Origin of the sequence: Caloranaerobacter ferrireducens (genome assembly GCF_001730685.1) — a bacterium.
GTDB lineage: Bacteria > Bacillota > Clostridia > Tissierellales > Thermohalobacteraceae > Caloranaerobacter > Caloranaerobacter ferrireducens.
Map to the genome: position 1 here is coordinate 326,574 of NZ_MDJR01000001.1, position 17,177 is coordinate 343,750.

The 17,177-nt window shown below is 32.7% G+C and carries 15 protein-coding genes and 1 riboswitch; all 15 genes read left to right on the forward strand.

Annotation, left to right across the window (positions count from 1 at the left end):
* The first annotated feature begins 185 nt into the window (after positions 1-185).
* The 15 genes from BFN48_RS01600 (at position 186) to rpoN (ending at position 16,977) form a co-directional block, all read left to right on the forward strand.
* A complete protein-coding gene (locus tag BFN48_RS01600) occupies positions 186-1,034 on the forward strand; it encodes a DegV family protein (protein WP_069649125.1) in 849 nt (282 codons plus the stop codon).
* Positions 1,035-1,051: 17 nt separating this feature from the next.
* Positions 1,052-2,215: a DUF362 domain-containing protein gene (locus BFN48_RS01605; RefSeq protein ID WP_278287282.1), complete on the forward strand. Its 1,164-nt coding sequence runs from the start codon at positions 1,052-1,054 to the stop codon at positions 2,213-2,215.
* Positions 2,216-2,299: 84 nt separating this feature from the next.
* Positions 2,300-2,401, forward strand: a riboswitch (glycine riboswitch).
* A 153-nt stretch (positions 2,402-2,554) separates the two neighbouring features.
* A complete protein-coding gene (locus tag BFN48_RS01610) occupies positions 2,555-2,935 on the forward strand; it encodes a GrdX family protein (protein ID WP_069649127.1) in 381 nt (126 codons plus the stop codon).
* Positions 2,936-3,021: 86 nt separating this feature from the next.
* Positions 3,022-3,969, forward strand: coding sequence for a thioredoxin-disulfide reductase (gene trxB, locus BFN48_RS01615; protein ID WP_069649128.1), 948 nt, complete (start codon positions 3,022-3,024; stop codon positions 3,967-3,969).
* Positions 3,970-3,986: 17 nt separating this feature from the next.
* Positions 3,987-4,304, forward strand: coding sequence for a thioredoxin TrxA (gene trxA, locus BFN48_RS01620; protein ID WP_069649129.1), 318 nt, complete (start codon positions 3,987-3,989; stop codon positions 4,302-4,304).
* Between the two features lie 44 nt (positions 4,305-4,348).
* On the forward strand, positions 4,349-5,635 hold the full coding sequence (locus BFN48_RS01625) for a glycine/sarcosine/betaine reductase component B subunit (protein ID WP_069649130.1): 1,287 nt from the start codon (positions 4,349-4,351) through the stop codon (positions 5,633-5,635).
* Between the two features lie 79 nt (positions 5,636-5,714).
* The gene (grdA, locus tag BFN48_RS01635) at positions 5,715-6,191 is read left to right on the forward strand and encodes a glycine/sarcosine/betaine reductase complex selenoprotein A (protein ID WP_083238732.1); all 477 of its coding nucleotides are present in this window, start codon (positions 5,715-5,717) and stop codon (positions 6,189-6,191) included.
* A gap of 30 nt (positions 6,192-6,221) precedes the next feature.
* Complete coding sequence (grdB, locus tag BFN48_RS01640; RefSeq protein ID WP_083238733.1) at positions 6,222-7,532, forward strand: glycine reductase complex selenoprotein B; 1,311 nt, start codon at positions 6,222-6,224, stop codon at positions 7,530-7,532.
* A gap of 164 nt (positions 7,533-7,696) precedes the next feature.
* Complete coding sequence (grdC, locus tag BFN48_RS01650) at positions 7,697-9,235, forward strand: glycine/sarcosine/betaine reductase complex component C subunit beta (protein WP_069649134.1); 1,539 nt, start codon at positions 7,697-7,699, stop codon at positions 9,233-9,235.
* Positions 9,236-9,246: 11 nt separating this feature from the next.
* Entirely contained in the window at positions 9,247-10,428 is a 1,182-nt protein-coding gene (gene grdD / locus BFN48_RS01655) for a glycine/sarcosine/betaine reductase complex component C subunit alpha (protein ID WP_069649135.1), read from the forward strand.
* 318 nt (positions 10,429-10,746) lie between these two features.
* Positions 10,747-11,748, forward strand: coding sequence for a BMP family lipoprotein (locus BFN48_RS01660; RefSeq protein WP_069649136.1), 1,002 nt, complete (start codon positions 10,747-10,749; stop codon positions 11,746-11,748).
* Between the two features lie 95 nt (positions 11,749-11,843).
* On the forward strand, positions 11,844-13,358 hold the full coding sequence (locus tag BFN48_RS01665; protein WP_069649137.1) for an ATP-binding cassette domain-containing protein: 1,515 nt from the start codon (positions 11,844-11,846) through the stop codon (positions 13,356-13,358).
* Positions 13,359-13,389: 31 nt separating this feature from the next.
* Positions 13,390-14,511, forward strand: a complete 1,122-nt coding sequence (locus tag BFN48_RS01670) for an ABC transporter permease (protein ID WP_069649138.1) — start codon at positions 13,390-13,392, stop codon at positions 14,509-14,511.
* Positions 14,512-15,444 carry an ABC transporter permease gene (locus tag BFN48_RS01675; protein ID WP_069649139.1) on the forward strand — a complete coding sequence of 311 codons (933 nt, stop codon included), beginning with the start codon at positions 14,512-14,514 and terminating at the stop codon, positions 15,442-15,444.
* Between the two features lie 153 nt (positions 15,445-15,597).
* Entirely contained in the window at positions 15,598-16,977 is a 1,380-nt protein-coding gene (rpoN, locus tag BFN48_RS01680) for an RNA polymerase factor sigma-54 (protein ID WP_069649140.1), read from the forward strand.
* Positions 16,978-17,177 lie beyond the last annotated feature (200 nt).

Consider the following 17,177-nt stretch of genomic DNA (forward strand, 5'->3'; position numbering starts at 1 on the left):
TGAAAAGAGCCTTTTATGGCTCTTTTTTTGTAGTTTATAGTTAATAGACTATCGACTATTGACTGTTGACTAATAAAAACAAATTACGAAAAGCGAATAGGAAGTGACGTTTTTTTCTTGAGTACTTTATTTTTTAATTATATAATAATGTTTAAAGACATTGTCTAGATAAGGAGGAAATAAAGGTGGAAAAAATAAAAATTATAACAGATAGTGTTTCTGATATTCCTTCGCAATATATTGATGAATATGATATAGAGGTTGTTCCTTTGACAATTAATTTTGAAAATGAAAGCTATAAAGATAAGGTTGATATTACAGTCGATGAGTTTTATAAAAAAATGGATGAAAGTGATAAGTTACCAACTACTTCGCAGGTAACTCCAATGGAGTTTTTAAATACATATAAAAAATTCCAAGATGATTATGATTATTTAATTGTGATAACTTTATCATCAAAACTAAGTGGGACATATCAGTCGGCTATTACAGCAGCTCAAATAGCAGAGATTGAAGATAAAGTTATAGTTGTAGATTCTAAAGGTATTACATTGGGGCAAGGGTTAATTGTATTAGAAGCTGCTCGTATGGCTAAGAATGGTAAAAGCAAAGATGAAATTATAGAAAGGTTAAATGAGTTAATTGATAAATTAGAATATATCATTGTAGTTGATTCACTAGAAAATTTAAAGAAGCTTGGTAGAATATCTGCTACTAAAGCATTTTTAGGAGAAAAACTTAAAATTAAGCCAGTTATAACTATGCAAGATGGATATATTGTGCAGATGGATAAGATACGTGGAAGGAAAAAAGTAATTAAATGGATTGTAGAGAAAATAGAAAATGAGAATATAAATTTAGCCAATCAGACAATAGGTATAAATTATGCAAGAGATAAGGAATTTGCTTTAGTACTTATAGATGCTATAAAAGAAAATTTTGATGTTGGAGAAATAGTTTTTGGTGAAGTAGGTTGTACAGTAGCTATTTTTGCTGGTACTGGTGCATTTGCTATATATTATGAAAAAGAATAAAAATCTATTGATAAATTGTGGATATATTAAAAGACGAATCACGTAATTATTTACAGGAAGGTGATAGAGTGGCAAGTAAAGTTTATTTTGTAAACTTAAGAGCGAGAAGCAAAAAAGATAATATACCGAATAAAATTCAAAGGTTATTTGATAAAGCTGGTATTAAAGAAATATTATCAAATGATGATTTAACTGCAATAAAACTGCATTTTGGAGAAAAAGGTTCTAGTGCTTTTATACATCCAATTTTTGTTAGACAAATAGTTGATAAAGCAAAAGAATGTGGAGTTAAACCTTTTTTAACAGATACAAATACTCTCTATACAGGAAGCAGGACAAATAGCGTTACACATATACAAACAGCAATAGAAAATGGATTTGCGTATGCTGTAGTAAATGCCCCTATAATAATAGCTGATGGTATATATAGCAAAAACTCAGTTGAAGTTAAAATAGACAAAAATCATTTTGAAACAGTAAAAATAGCTGGAGATATTTATTACTCTAACTCTATGATTGTATTAAGCCATGTTAAGGGACATGGAATGGCTGGATTTGGTGGTGCTATAAAGAACTTAGCAATGGGTTGTGCGACTGCTGCAGGAAAACAAATTCAGCATTCTGATGCTAAGCCTAAAGTCATTAGTAAGAAGTGTGTTGGTTGTAAGTTATGTGTTAAGCACTGTCCTGTTGAAGCTATAGAAATGGCAGATAATAAAGCAGTTATAGATAAAGACAAATGTATTGGATGTGGTGAATGTATAACAATATGTCCTAAACGTGCAATTCAAATACAATGGGAGACAGATTCAGATGTTTTCCTTGAAAAAATGGCTGAATACGCTTATGGAGCTGTTAAAAACAAAGAAGGTAAAGTTGCATACTTTAATTTTGTGATGAATGTAACTCCAATGTGTGACTGTGTTCCGTGGAGTGATGTACCAATAGTTAATGATGTAGGTATATTAGCTTCTTTTGACCCAGTAGCAATAGATAAGGCAAGTATAGATTTAATAAATGAGCAAATTGGTATAAAAAATAGTGATTTGAAAGAGGGACACAAACCAGGTGAAGATAAATTTCATGGTTTACATCCACAAGTTGATGCTAATAGAATATTAGAGTATGGAGAAGCTATTGGATTAGGTAGTGTAAATTATGAATTAATAGAAATTAAATAAATGAAAAATTTGTTGTATAAGAAAAATTTATGTATTATAATATGAGTATAAAGAAGTTTAATAATTGAATATTGTTTTAACTGGATGAGAGATGCGGGAGAGACCGTTAAGGCGCCGAAGGAGTAAGTTATATACCTTGTGCCGGTATGTAATGAAGCTCTCAGGCAAAAGGACCGTATTTCGACAGTTCTCTGGAGAGCCTTAGGGCACCGAAGGAGCAATTCTTGTAAAAGAAGAAACTCTCAGGTTATAAACAGAGCAAAGGCACCTATAAAGGGCTTTTGCTCTGTTTTTATGTCATTTTTACTGAAAACCTTTTCCTTTTAAGGAGTGAATTGATTGGGTAAAATACTTATAACCAATAATCCTTTAGTAAAAGAGCAATTATCGGAATATATCGTAGTAGAGTATTATGAAACGGACTATTTGAATATTTTGAGAAAAGTTAGAGATAAAATACATCTAGGTCATAAGTTGTTATCACATCCTTTATCAGGTAGTGTTAAACCTAATGAAACACCTTACAAATCTATAATTATTAGTAGTGATAGAGCAAAATTAGATTATGATTCACTGATAATTATTGAGGGGAGTATACAAACTGCAGAAAAGTTTTTAAGAGATTTTAAAACTCCAAATTGGCCAGAAAAGATTTTATTGGATTTTCAAACTATAGATTTGTCTCTTATTAAGGATGTTGTTATAAACGAAAAGGTATAATTTAAAAAGCTGTATTTGCATAAAAAAAGCGTTAAAGAGAGAAAATTTAGTTAAGTTGGAACAAAATTTTAAAAGGGGTGTTGATTATGGAAAATTTATATGATGTAGTTATTATAGGTTCAGGCCCAGCAGGTCTATCAGCTGCTTTATATGCAGGAAGGGCAAGGTTAAAGACTTTAGTTATTGAAAAAGAGAGAACAGGAGGACAAATAGTAACTACAGATGAAGTTGCTAATTATCCTGGATCAATCAGAAATGCAACAGGACCTTCTTTAATCGCAAGAATGGTTGAACAAGTTGAAGAATTTGGAGCAGAAAGAGTTTCTGATACTATTACTGAAGTTGAATTAGAAGGAAAAATCAAAGTGCTTAAAGGAGAAAAGGGAGAATACAGAGCTAAAACTGTAATAGTTGCAACAGGCGCAAAACCTAGACAGCTAAATTGCCCAGGAGAAAAAGAGTTTACTGGAAAAGGAGTTTCTTATTGTGCTACTTGTGATGCTGATTTCTTTACTGATTTTGACGTATATGTAATTGGTGGAGGAGATTCAGCAGTAGAAGAGGCTATTTATTTGACAAAGTTCGCTAGAAAAGTAACTATAATACATAGAAGAGATCAGTTAAGAGCAGCTAAATCTATTCAGGAAAAAGCGTTTAAGAATGAAAAAATTGATTTTATTTGGAATTCTGAAGTAAAGGAAATAAAAGGCGATGGTATCGTTGAATCAATGGTTATAAGAAACAGAGTGACTGGTGAAGAAACAGAAATACATGCAAATGAAGAAGATGGTACTTTTGGTATATTCGTATTCATAGGATATATGCCACAAACTGATTTATTCAAAGGTATATTAGATATGGATGAAAGAGGTTACTTGTTAACTGATGAAGATATGAAAACAAATATTGAAGGAGTTTTTGCGGCAGGAGATTGTAGGAAAAAGTCATTAAGACAGGTTGTTACTGCCTGTGCAGATGGAGCAATAGCTGCTACACAGGCTGAAAAATATATCGAGAATAATTTTAGTGAATAAAATAAGGAGGGGTTATGATGTTAGAAGTAAATAAGGAAACTTTTGAAGCTGAAGTACTAAATGCAGAAGGATATGTATTAGTAGATTTCTGGGGAAAAAGCTGTGAACCTTGTAAAGCTTTATTACCACATGTAGAGGAATTAGCAGAAAAATATGGAGACAAGATGAAATTCTGTAAACTTGATACTTCATCAGCAAGAAGACTAGCTATTAAGCAAAGAGTATTAGGATTACCTACAATAGCTATTTATAAAGATGGAGAAAAAATTGATGAATTAACAAAAGAAGATGCAACACCTGCAAACATAGAAGAAATGATTAAGAAGTATATCTAAATTTTTTCTTTGAATATATTGAAAACTAAAGGGAGGTGAATTGCATGCGCCTAGAACTAGGAAATATCTATATCAAAGATGTTCAATTTGGTAATGAAACAAAGGTTGAAAATGGAGTACTTTATGTAAATAAAGAAGAATTGATTTCTATCATATCAGAAGATGAACATCTAAAGAGTGTAGATGTTGAGTTAGCTAGACCAGGTGAAAGTGTAAGAATAATGCCTGTAAAGGATGTTATTGAGCCTAGAGTTAAAGTAGAAGGAAAAGGTGGCATTTTCCCTGGTGTAATATCAAAGGTAGAAACAGTAGGTTCTGGAAGAACTAATGTTTTGAAAGGCGCTGCTGTAGTAACTACTGGTAAAATAGTAGGTTTCCAAGAAGGTATAATTGATATGACTGGCCCAGGAGCCGAGTATACACCTTTTTCAAAGTTAAATAATGTTGTTTTAGTATGTGAGCCAGTTGATGGTTTAAAGCAACATGAACATGAGAAAGCTGTTAGAATGGCTGGATTAAAAGCTGCAGAGTATTTAGGAAAAGCAGCTAAGAATGTAGAGCCAGATGATGTTGAAACTTACGAATTTTTACCATTACTTAAGAGTATTGAAAAATATCCAAATTTACCAAAGGTAGCATATGTATTAATGCTTCAAAGCCAAGGTTTATTACATGATACTTATGTATATGGTGTTGATGCTAAACAGATATTACCAACTTTAATAAGCCCAACTGAGTTAATGGATGGTGCTATTATTAGTGGTAACTGTGTATCAGCTTGCGACAAGAATACTACTTATCATCACTTAAATAACCCAATAATTCATGACCTTTATAAGAAACATGGAAAAGAATTGAATTTTGTTGGTGTTATTATAACTAATGAAAACGTATATTTAGCTGATAAAGAACGTTCATCAAACTGGACTGCTAAATTAGCTGAATATTTAGGTGTAGATGGTGTTATCATTTCACAAGAAGGTTTTGGTAACCCAGATACAGACTTAATTATGAACTGCAAGAAAATAGAACAAAAAGGCATTAAAACAGTTATTGTAACAGATGAATATGCAGGAAGAGATGGAGCTTCACAATCATTAGCAGATGCAGACCCACTAGCAAATGCAGTTGTTACAGGAGGTAACGCTAATGAAGTTATCGAGTTACCACCTATGGACAAAGTGATAGGACACATTGAACCTGCTAATAAGATTGCTGGTGGATTTGATGGTAGCTTAAAAGAAGATGGTTCAATTGTAGTTGAGTTACAAGCTATAACAGGAGCTACTAATGAGCTAGGATTTAATAAATTAACAGCTAAAGGATATTAAACTATTTACTTGTAAATTATAAATAGTGTACAAAACAAAGAAAACTGAAATAAAAATTAGATAGAAAGGAAGGGTAAGAATGGGATTACTAGATGGTAAGAAAGTAATCGTAATTGGTGACAGAGATGGAATTCCTGCACCAGCTATTGAAGAGTGCTTAAAGACTACTGAAGCTGAAGTAGTTTTTGCATCAACTGAATGTTTTGTCTGAACTGCTGCAGGAGCTATGGACCTAGAAAATCAAAAGAGGGTTAAAGATTTAACTGAAAAATATGGTGCTGAAAATATTGTTGTAATATTAGGAGCTGCTGAAGCAGAAGCTGCTGGGCTAGCAGCTGAAACTGTTACAGCAGGAGACCCTACTTTTGCAGGTCCATTAGCAGGAGTCCAGTTAGGACTTAGAGTATATCATGCGGTAGAACCAGAATTCAAAAATGAAGTTGATCCAGAAGTTTATGATGAGCAAATTGGTATGATGGAAATGGTATTAGATGTAGATGAGATTATAAGTGAAGTTAGCGATATAAGAGAAGAATATTGTAAATTTAACGACTAAATAAGACCCGAATTAGAGAGGGGGGGAAAAATGAGCAAAATAAGAGTAGTTCATTATATTAATCAATTCTTTGCAGGAATTGGTGGAGAAGAGAAAGCTGACCACAAACCTGAAGTAAGAGAAGGTGTTGTAGGTCCAGGAATGGAATTTAGCAAAAGATTTGGTGACGAAGCAGAAATAGTAGCAACTATAATCTGTGGTGACTCATATTTCAATGAAAATATAGAAGAAGCAAAGAAAACAATAATTGAAATGGTTAGAAAATATAACCCTGACTTATTTATTGCTGGTCCAGCGTTTAATGCTGGTAGATACGGGGTTGCTTGCGGTACTATAACTGAAGCTGTTAATAAAGAATTAGGAATACCAGTATTAACAGGTATGTATCCAGAAAACCCTGGAGCAGACATGTTCAAAAAGAGCGTTTATATAGTAGAAACTAAAAATAGTGCAGCTGGTATGAGAAAAGCTGTTAAATCAATGGCTGCTCTAGCTCTAAAACTAGCAAAAGGCGAAGAAATAGGAACTCCTGATGTGGAAGGTTATATTCCTAGAGGTATAAGAAAGAATTATTTTGCAGAAAAAAGAGGTTCAGAAAGAGCCGTTGAAATGCTTATCAAAAAGCTTAAAGGTGAGGAATTTAAAACTGAGTATCCAATGCCAGATTTTGACAGAGTAGAACCAAATCCTCCAGTAAAGGATATTACTAAAGCTAAGATTGCTTTAGTTACTTCTGGAGGTATAGTACCAAAGGGCAATCCGGATCATATTGAATCTTCAAGTGCATCTAAGTATGGTAAATATGATATTTCACAATTCGATGATTTAACACCAGAAACACATGAAACAGCACATGGTGGTTATGACCCAGTATATGCAAATGAAGATGCAGATAGGGTATTACCTGTAGATGTTCTTAGAGAACTTGAAAAAGAAGGAAAAATTGGAGAACTTCACAGATACTTCTATACTACAACTGGTAATGGTACTGCTGTTGCTAACGCTAAAGCTTTTGCAGCTGAGTTTGCAAAAGAGTTAGTAGCAGATGGTGTAGATGCTGTTATCTTAACATCTACATGAGGTACTTGTACACGTTGCGGTGCAACGATGGTTAAAGAAATTGAAAGAGCAGGAATTCCTGTAGTTCACATGTGTACAGTAGTACCTATATCATTAACTGTTGGTGCTAATAGAATAGTTCCAACAATAGCGATACCACATCCACTTGGAAATCCAAGCCTTAGCAAAGAAGAAGAGAAGGCTTTAAGAAGAAGCTTAGTTGAAAGAGCATTAAAAGCTTTACAGACTGAAGTGGATGGACAGACAGTTTTTGAAGAGTAAGTTAATCATATAAAACTATAAGGGTGATGATAGGTTCATCACCCTTTATTAAAATATAGCAGAATGATGTTTTATGAAAACATATGCTATTCGTTTTTTGGATATCAAATAACGAATATCAAAAGGCGAGAGACCAATGACGAGAATTTATGGAGGTGAAAACTATGAGTTTTGCAGTAGTTAAAGGAACTGGTTATGTTTTAGTACATGCACCTGATATGGTTATACACAGTGGTACTACTCAAACTTCAGAGAGAGTAATAAATCCTGATTCAGAATATTTAAAAGAACTTCCAAAGCATTTGCGTAATTTTGATGAAGTTGTAAGTTATGCACCAAATCAAACTTATATCGGAAATATTTCGCCAGATGATTTAGCTAAAATTGAGATGCCTTGGTATGATAAAAAAGTTGAAGGTGCAGATAGATTTGGTAAGTTTGGAGAAATAATGCCTCAGGACGAATTTATAGGTCTTATGAAGATATCTGATGCATTTGATTTAGTAAAACTTGAAAAAGAATTTACTAATGTTGTTAAAGAGAAATTAGAAAAACATCCATTAATAAATGATAACCTAATTTCAAAACTTAAAGAAGGAGAAGAAATCTCTGAAATAGAAAAATTGATTAATGAGCAGCATGCTGAACCTATCTATAATGAAGGTAAAATAGTTGGATGTGTTAAGAGAGCACATGATATTGATATTAACTTGAATGCTCATACTTTATTTGAAAACTTAGTTGTTAAAGCTTCAGGTGTATTAGCGTTATTAAATTTACTAGCTAAGAACAATTTTAAAGCTGAAGATATAGATTATGTAATTGAATGTTCAGAAGAAGCTTGCGGAGATATGAACCAAAGAGGTGGTGGAAACTTCGCAAAGGCAATTGCAGAAGTTGTAGGTTGCATCAACGCTACTGGTTCAGACACAAGAGGATTCTGTGCTGCACCTACTCATGCATTAATAGAGGCTGCTGCTTTAGTTCAAGCAGGAGTTTATGAAAATGTTGTAATAGTAGGTGGAGGAGCAACTGCAAAATTAGGAATGAATGGAAAAGACCACGTGAAAAAAGGTATGCCTGTATTAGAGGACGTTTTAGGTGGATTTGCAGTATTAGTAAGCAAAAATGATGGTGTAAATCCTGTATTAAGAACTGATTTAGTAGGACGCCATACAGTTGGAACAGGTTCATCACCACAGGCTGTAATAACTTCACTAATAACAGCTCCTCTTGATAAAGGAAATCTAAAAATTACAGACATAGATAAGTATTCTGTTGAGATGCAAAACCCAGATGTTACAAAGCCTGCTGGAGCAGGAGATGTTCCTACATCGAACTATAAGATGATTGCTGCTTTAGGTGTTAAGAGAAAAGAACTAGACAGAAAAGACTTAATGAATTTCGTTAAAGAACATGGTATGCCAGGATGGGCTCCAACTCAAGGACATATTCCTTCTGGTGTTCCTTATATTGGTTTTGCAAGAGAAGAACTACTTAATGGTAAAATAAATAGAGTTATGATTGTTGGTAAAGGTAGTTTATTCTTAGGTCGTATGACAAATCTATTTGATGGTGTGTCAATCGTAATTGAAAGAAATAGTGGTAAAGTGGATAGCAATAAAGGAGTTTCTGAAGAAGAAGTTAAAAAGTTAGTAGCAGAAGCTATGAGGGAATTTGCATCACATCTTTTAAGAGATTAGAGGTGATATAGATGTCAGATAACAACGTAAAAAAGCTCATTGGTAAAGTCTTTAATGACATAGCTGATGCAATAGAAACAGGACAATTTGGAAAGAAAATAAGAGTGGGTATTACAATTCTAGGTAGTGAGCATGGAATTGAGAATATAGTTAAAGGAGCAGAGATAGCTCAATCGAGAGATAATTCAATTGAAGTAGTATTGATAGGACCTAAAGTAGATACAAAATTAGAAATAGTTGAGGCTAATACTGAAGAAGAAGCTCATAAGAAAATGGAAGAACTACTAGATAGCGGTGAAATTCATAGTGCTGTTACAATGCATTATAATTTCCCAATAGGTGTTTCAACCGTAGGAAGGGTTATTACACCTGGTTTAGGTAGAGAAATGTTTATAGCTACTACAACTGGAACATCTTCTCCACATAGAGTAGAGGCTATGATTAAAAATGGAATTTTTGGTATTATAACTGCTAAAGCAATGGGAGTAGAAAATCCTACTGTAGGGATACTTAATGTTGATGGAGCTAGACAGGTTGAAAGAGCTCTAAAAGAGTTATCAGCAAATGGTTATGAGATAAACTTTACTGAATCAATGAGATCTGATGGTGGTTCAGTAATGAGAGGAAATGACCTTTTGGCAGGTACACCTGATGTAATGATTACTGATACATTAACAGGTAATTTACTTATGAAGATTTTCTCTTCATTTACAACAGGAGGAAGTTATGAAGCTATAGGTTATGGATATGGTCCTGGAATTGGAGAAGATTACAGTAGAATAATCCTAATACTTTCAAGAGCTTCAGGCGTTCCAGTAGTAGCAAATGCTATTTCTTATGCTGCAAAGCTTGCTAAAGGTGATTTAATAAGAATTAGCAAAGAAGAGTTTAATAAAGCAAAGAAAGCTAAATTAGACGATATATTAAAGGGATTGAAAAAAGAAGCAGCAGTTAAAGAAGTAGAAGAAGAGGTTGCACCTCCGCCAAAGGAAGTTGTAACTGGATCAATTTCAGGTATAGATATTTTAGAATTAGAAAATGCTGTTAAAGCATTATGGAAAAACGGCATTTATGCAGAAAGTGGAATGGGATGTACAGGTCCTATAGTAATGGTTAATGAATCAAAGTTAGAAAAAGCTATAGAAATACTGGCGAATGCTGGTTATACATCTAAGGAATCAGACCCATGTTAGTAAATGCCCTAGGTATATTCCTGGGGCATTTTACATAAATTATTATAGTAAACAAGTATTAGAAAGTTTTAAATTTGAAGAACAAAACCTTCGATTTAAAAAAATATTTAAATAAATTAAGGAAGATTTTGTTGAAATCCATGAATGGAAATTATATTTTAAATCAGTATAAATTAACAAGGAATATAATTTTCTATGAATTATAAAAAATTGAGATTTTTTAGAGGAATTTTTAAAACTTTATAGAATATTATAATTTGTCACTTAATTCTGCAAACTGGTTTGCAGACTAAATAATATTTAAGGAGGTATTTCAAAATGTCAAAGAAGATTATTGCACTTTTATTAACTACTGTTTTAGTACTTACTTTAGCAGTAGGTTGTACTAGTAAAACTGAAAAGGTAACTATTGGTATGATTACTGATACTGGTGGATTGGGTGACCAGTCATTCAACGATTCTGCTTGGGATGGTTTAGCTAGAGCAGAAAAAGAACTTGGTATTGAAAGAAAAGTACTTGAGTCTGAAACTGCTGATGATTATTTACCAAACTTAACTAGTTTTGCTGAAGAAAATATGGATTTAATTATAGGTGTTGGTTTCTTATTCAATGAATCAATGAAGACAGCAGCTGAGCAATTCCCAAATCAAAAATTTGCTATAATCGACTCAGTGGTTGATGCTCCAAATGTTGCATCACTTACATTTAAAGAAGAAGAAGGTTCATTCTTAGTAGGAGTTATAGCTGGACTTACAACTAAAACTAATAAAATAGGTTTTATTGGTGGAATGAAATTCCCTCTAATAGAGAAATTTGAATATGGTTTTAGAGCAGGTGTTAAAGCTGTTAACCCTAATGCAGAAGTATTTGTAAACTATGCTGATTCTTTTGAAGATGCTGCTAAAGGTAAAGAAATAGCATTAGTACAACACGAAAAAGGCGCTGACGTTATATACCATGCTGCTGGTGGTGTTGGTGTTGGATTAATCGAAGCAGCTAAAGAAAAAGGATTCTGGGCAATAGGTGTTGATAAAGACCAATCAGCTCTAGCTCCAGAAAACGTTCTTTGCTCAATGGTTAAGAGAGTTGACAATGCAACATTCTATGTTGCTAAAGCTGTAAAAGAAGGAACATTTGAAGGTAAAGTTTATACTTATGGTTTAAAAGAAGAAGGTGTAGGTTATAGCGATAAAGCTGGTAACTTAACTAAAGAATTAAAAGATGCAGCTGAAAAATATAAGAAAGCTATTATAGATGGTAAGATAAGCGTTCCTAAAACTAAAGAAGAGTTTGAAGCTTTTGAAGCTCCAGAATTGTAAAAATATTTATACTTGATAAAATTTTATAATATCGGTTATAATAATTAGGTCAGATGTTACATCTGACCTAATTGTGTCTAAAGGAGGGAATCTGGATGAGTTATGTAGTAGAGATGAAAAACATTACTAAAGTTTTCCCAGGTGTTGTTGCTAATGATAACGTTAACTTTTCTGTTAAGAAAGGTGAGATTCACGTTTTATTAGGTGAAAATGGAGCTGGAAAAACTACCTTAATGAATATATTATATGGTTTATATGAGCCGACATCTGGTGAAATATATATTAAAGGAGAAAAGGTGGAAATAAAAAACCCTAACATCGCTATTGCAAAAGGGATAGGAATGGTGCATCAGCATTTTATGTTGGTTGAACCCTTTACGGTAGCGGAAAACATTATCCTGGGTACTGAACCATCATTGTACGGTGGTTTGAAATTGGACAAGGAAAAAGCAGTAGAAGAAGTAAATAGAATTTCAAGCGAATATGGTTTAGCTGTAGACCCAAATGTAAAGATACAGGACATTTCTGTAGGTATGCAACAAAGAGTTGAAATATTAAAAGCTCTTTATAGAGGTGCAGATATTTTAATACTAGATGAACCAACAGCAGTTCTTACTCCACAGGAAATTGAGGAACTTGGAGTTATTTTAAGAAACCTTGCTAATCAAGGTAAATCTATAATTCTAATTACTCATAAATTAAAAGAAGTAATGGCTATGAGTGATAGGGTAACAGTTATAAGAAGAGGTAAAGTTATAGATACCTTAAATACGAAAGATACTAATAGTGAAGAATTAGCTGAGTTAATGGTAGGTAGAAAAGTTAATTTAGTAGTTCAAAAAGAAAAACAGGAAGCTGGTAGGCCAGTATTAGAGGTTAAAGATTTACATGCATTAGATAATAGAGGAGTACCAGCACTTAAAGGTATTAGTTTTGAGGTTAAAGCTGGAGAAATTTTTGCATTAGCAGGTGTAGATGGCAATGGTCAAACTGAATTAGTAGAAGTGCTAACGGGACTAAGAAATGCAACAAAAGGAAAGATTTTGTTAGAAGGCAAAGATATTACCAAATCAAAAACTAGAGAAATAATTGAAGAAGGTGTAGGCCATATACCTGAAGATAGACATAAGAGAGGATTAGTTCTTAAGCATACACTTGCAGAAAACATGGTGCTTGGAAATCATTACAAAGAGCCATTCAGTAAGAATGGTATTATGAATTACGAAGTTATTCACGAACATGCTAAAAAGTTAATTAAAGAATTTGACGTTAGAACACCAAGTGAAGAAGTTACTGCAAAGTCACTTTCAGGAGGTAATCAACAGAAAGTTATTATAGCAAGAGAGCTAAATAGAGATCCAGTTTTATTAATTGCTGCACAGCCTACAAGAGGTTTAGATGTTGGGGCAATTGAGTTTGTACACAAAAGGTTAGTAGAACAGAGAAACAAAGGAAAGGCTGTACTTTTAGTTTCTCTAGAGTTAGATGAAGTTATGGCATTAGCTGATAGAATAGGTGTAATATATGATGGTAAGCTTGTTGGAATTCTTGATGCAGAAGAAGCTACTGAGAAAAAACTTGGTATAATGATGGCAGGAGGCAAAGCATAAATTTGTAATATTAATAAGGTGAGGTGAAACAATGGAAAAGGATAGCAAGTTAAAAGTATTTATTGAAAACATAAAATTCCCATTATTAGCAATTTTATTATCTTTCTTAATAGGTGCCTTATTCATTATTTGGACAGGTAACAATCCTTTAGTTGCTTATTGGGCACTTTTTAGTGGTAGTTTAGGAGGTTTAGACAAGTTCGGGCAAACGCTTTTAAAAACTACTCCATTAATATTTACTGGTTTAGCAGTTTCATTTGCTTTTAGATGTGGTTTATTTAATATAGGAGCTGAAGGACAATATGTAATTGGAGCGTTAACTACAGTAGCTGCTGGTTATATACTTAATTCTGTATTTGGAGATTTACCAGGATTTATACTTATACCTTTAATTATGATAATAGGTGCTTTAGGTGGTGCGCTTTGGGCATCAATTGCAGGTTTTCTTAAGTCAAAGTTAGGGGTACACGAGGTAATAACTACAATAATGCTTAACTATACGAGTATTCATGTAAGTAATTTCTTTGTTAGAACTGCCTTAAACCCTTCTACTTTAGAGGGAACTACACAAAAAGCTCATACTGTTTTACTACCTGAATCTGCAAGGTTAACTCAATTAAGAGAAATTATACCTTGGTTTGGTTATTCGAGTGTTCATACAGGTATATTTATAGCTATAATTTGCGCTATTGCAGCATACTTTATATTATTTAAAACAACTTTAGGATATGAAATACGTTCAGTTGGACAAAACTCTTATGCAGCAGAATATGGTGGAATAAGTGTTTCAAAAAATCTAATATTAGCGATGGTTATTTCAGGTATGTTTGCAGGATTAGCAGGTGCTACACAAGTAGCAGGTTTAACATATAAAGTAGATATGGCTCCTGCTTCACCTGGATATGGTTTTACAGGTATAGCTGTTGCTTTAGTTGGTAAAAATCATCCACTTGGAGTATTAGCTAGTGCACTTTTATTTGGTATTTTGAGTAATGGTGCTAGAAAAATGCAAATTGCAGGTATTCCAAGGGAAGTAGTTGGAATCATACAAGGTATAATTATCATTTTCATAGCAGGTGAGAGAATTGTTAAATTTGTATCTAAAATAAGAGAACGCAGAAATAGAAAAGGCAACGTTGAGGGGGTGAATTAAGTGTTAGGAGTTATAATAGCTGTAGTAGCATCAGCCTTAAGATTAGCAACGCCACTTATTTTCGCATCATTAGGAGGAGTTTTCTCTGAAAGGTCTGGTGTTGTTAATATAGCGCTTGAAGGTATTATGATAAACGGGGCATTTTTCTCAATATTAACTACTGAATTTACAGATTTACCTTGGTTAGGAGTATTAGTTGCGGCTATCGTTGGTATATTGACTTCTTTAATTCTTGCTTTCTTAGCTATTCATCTTAAAGCTGATCAAGTAGTTACTGGAGTTGCAATAAACTTACTTGCAGCAAGTTTAACTGCTTTCTTATTAGAAATGGTATGGCACAGGTCAGGTCAAACTGATCCGGTTGAAAGTGCGATAAGAGCTAAACCAATACCATTAATAAATAAAATTCCGATTATTGGAGATTTAACTTCTCAGCTAACACCTTTTGTGTATTTAGCTATATTAGCAGTTATCGTTTCATATTATGTTTTATATAAAACACCTTTTGGATTAAGAGTTAGAGCAGTTGGTGAACATCCGAGAGCAGCTGATACAGTAGGTATTAATGTATATAAGATTAGATATATATGTGTTATGATAAGTGGTGCATTAGCAGGAATTGCAGGTTCAGCTCTATCACTAGGTGCGATAAGCTTATTCAGAGAGGGTATGACTGCAGGGAAAGGTTTTATAGCATTAGCAGCTATGATATTTGGTAAATGGCATCCTGTAGGAGCTTTTCTAGCTTGCTTATTCTTTGGATTTACAGAAGCGATTCAAATACAAGCATCAACTCTTGGATTAGGTTTTATACCATCAGAGTTTTTACAAACAATACCTTATATAGCTACAATCTTAGCTTTAGCTGGTGTAGTAGGTAGAGCTGTTGCTCCAGCAGCAGATGGTATACCTTATGAAAAAGGTGAAAGATAATATAAAAAAGGTATTTTGCTCTCTGTCAAATAAGGCAGAGAGCTTTTATTTTGTGTTTTTTTTGATATAATATTTAAAGAAACAAATTAGTCATAAACTAGTAGTTAATACTATAGATATAGTAATAAATTAAACATTTTAGGAGTGAAATATATGAGACTTGGATTTGAATTGAGTCTTCAGCAGTCTCAGAAATTAATAATGACACCTGAATTAAGACAAGCTATTCAAATATTACAGTTTACAAATTTTGAATTGCTAAAGTTTATTGAGGAAGAATTAGAAAAAAATCCATTATTAGAAGTTGAATCTGGAGAAAGTAAGGTAGAAAGAGAGATAGATTTAGATAAATTAAAAACTGAAATCAATTGGAAAGAATACTTAGGAAAATATGATGACATAAGTTATAGTGGTTATAAAGAGAATGACAGTAACGATTGGATTTTAGAAAATTATATAACATATAAAACTACACTTAAAGAACATCTTTTGTTTCAATTGAATCTGACGTTATTTAACGAAATGGATAAAAAAATAGGTGAATTTATAATTGAAAGTTTAGATGAAAATGGTTATTTAAGAGTTACAACTGATGAGATAGCAAATCAGTTAAAAATTGAAAATAATCAAGTTGAAAACGTTTTAAGGATAATTCAGACTTTTGATCCAGTTGGAGTAGGAGCTAAAGATTTGAAGGAGTGTCTAAAAATACAGTTAGAAGATAGGAAAATAAAGGACCCATACGTTTACAAAGTTTTAGATAGTTATTTAGAAGAGATTGGGTGTAACAAACTTACTAAAATTGCAAAAGAATTGGGTATTAGTATAAAAAAGGTACAATGGATATGTGATTTAATTAAATCTCTTGAGCCGAAGCCAGGAAGAAGTTTTATAAGCAGTAGTGATGATGTTAAGTTTATAAAGCCTGATGTTACTTTAGAGATTATTGATGGTGAATATATTATACATGTAAATGATATAACAGCCCCTAGATTAACTGTGAATAATTACTATAGAAGGCTACTTAATCAAGCAATTGAAGAGGATATTGCTAAATTTATAAAAGGTAGGCTTGATTCTGCTTTATGGTTAATTAAGAGTATAGAACAAAGGAGAATGACGATTTACAAAGTAGTGGAGGCAATAGTTAGACATCAAAGAGAGTTTTTTGAAAAGGGAAAAATAGCTTTAAAGCCTTTATCGTTAAAAATGGTAGCTGATGAGTTAGAAATACATGAATCTACAGTAAGTAGAGCAATAAATGGTAAATATATACAAACTCCTAGAGGGATATTTGAGTTGAAATTTTTCTTTTCAAGAGGAGTATCAGCGAATGAAGGAGAAATTTCTTCAACTAGTGTTAAATCTATGATAAAAGAGTTAATAGAAAATGAGGATCCTAAAAAGCCATTGAGTGACCAAAAAATAACAGATATATTAAGAAAGAAAAACATAAAAATATCTAGACGAACTGTAGCGAAATATAGAGATGAATTAAACATTCCTTCTTCAAATTTAAGAAAAAGATATTAAAGAAAAAATAAGGTTTCTAATCTTGAAATTTAAAAATATATTGATTATAATATAGTTGTTGGTAAATTTTTTTATAAGCAATGGGACATAATAAATATACGCGGGACATTAAACGTCCATAGGTTTTGTAATTATTCCTATATTTTATTAATTATTTAATGGACTATGTGGGACATATACTGTCATTGTGGACACCATAA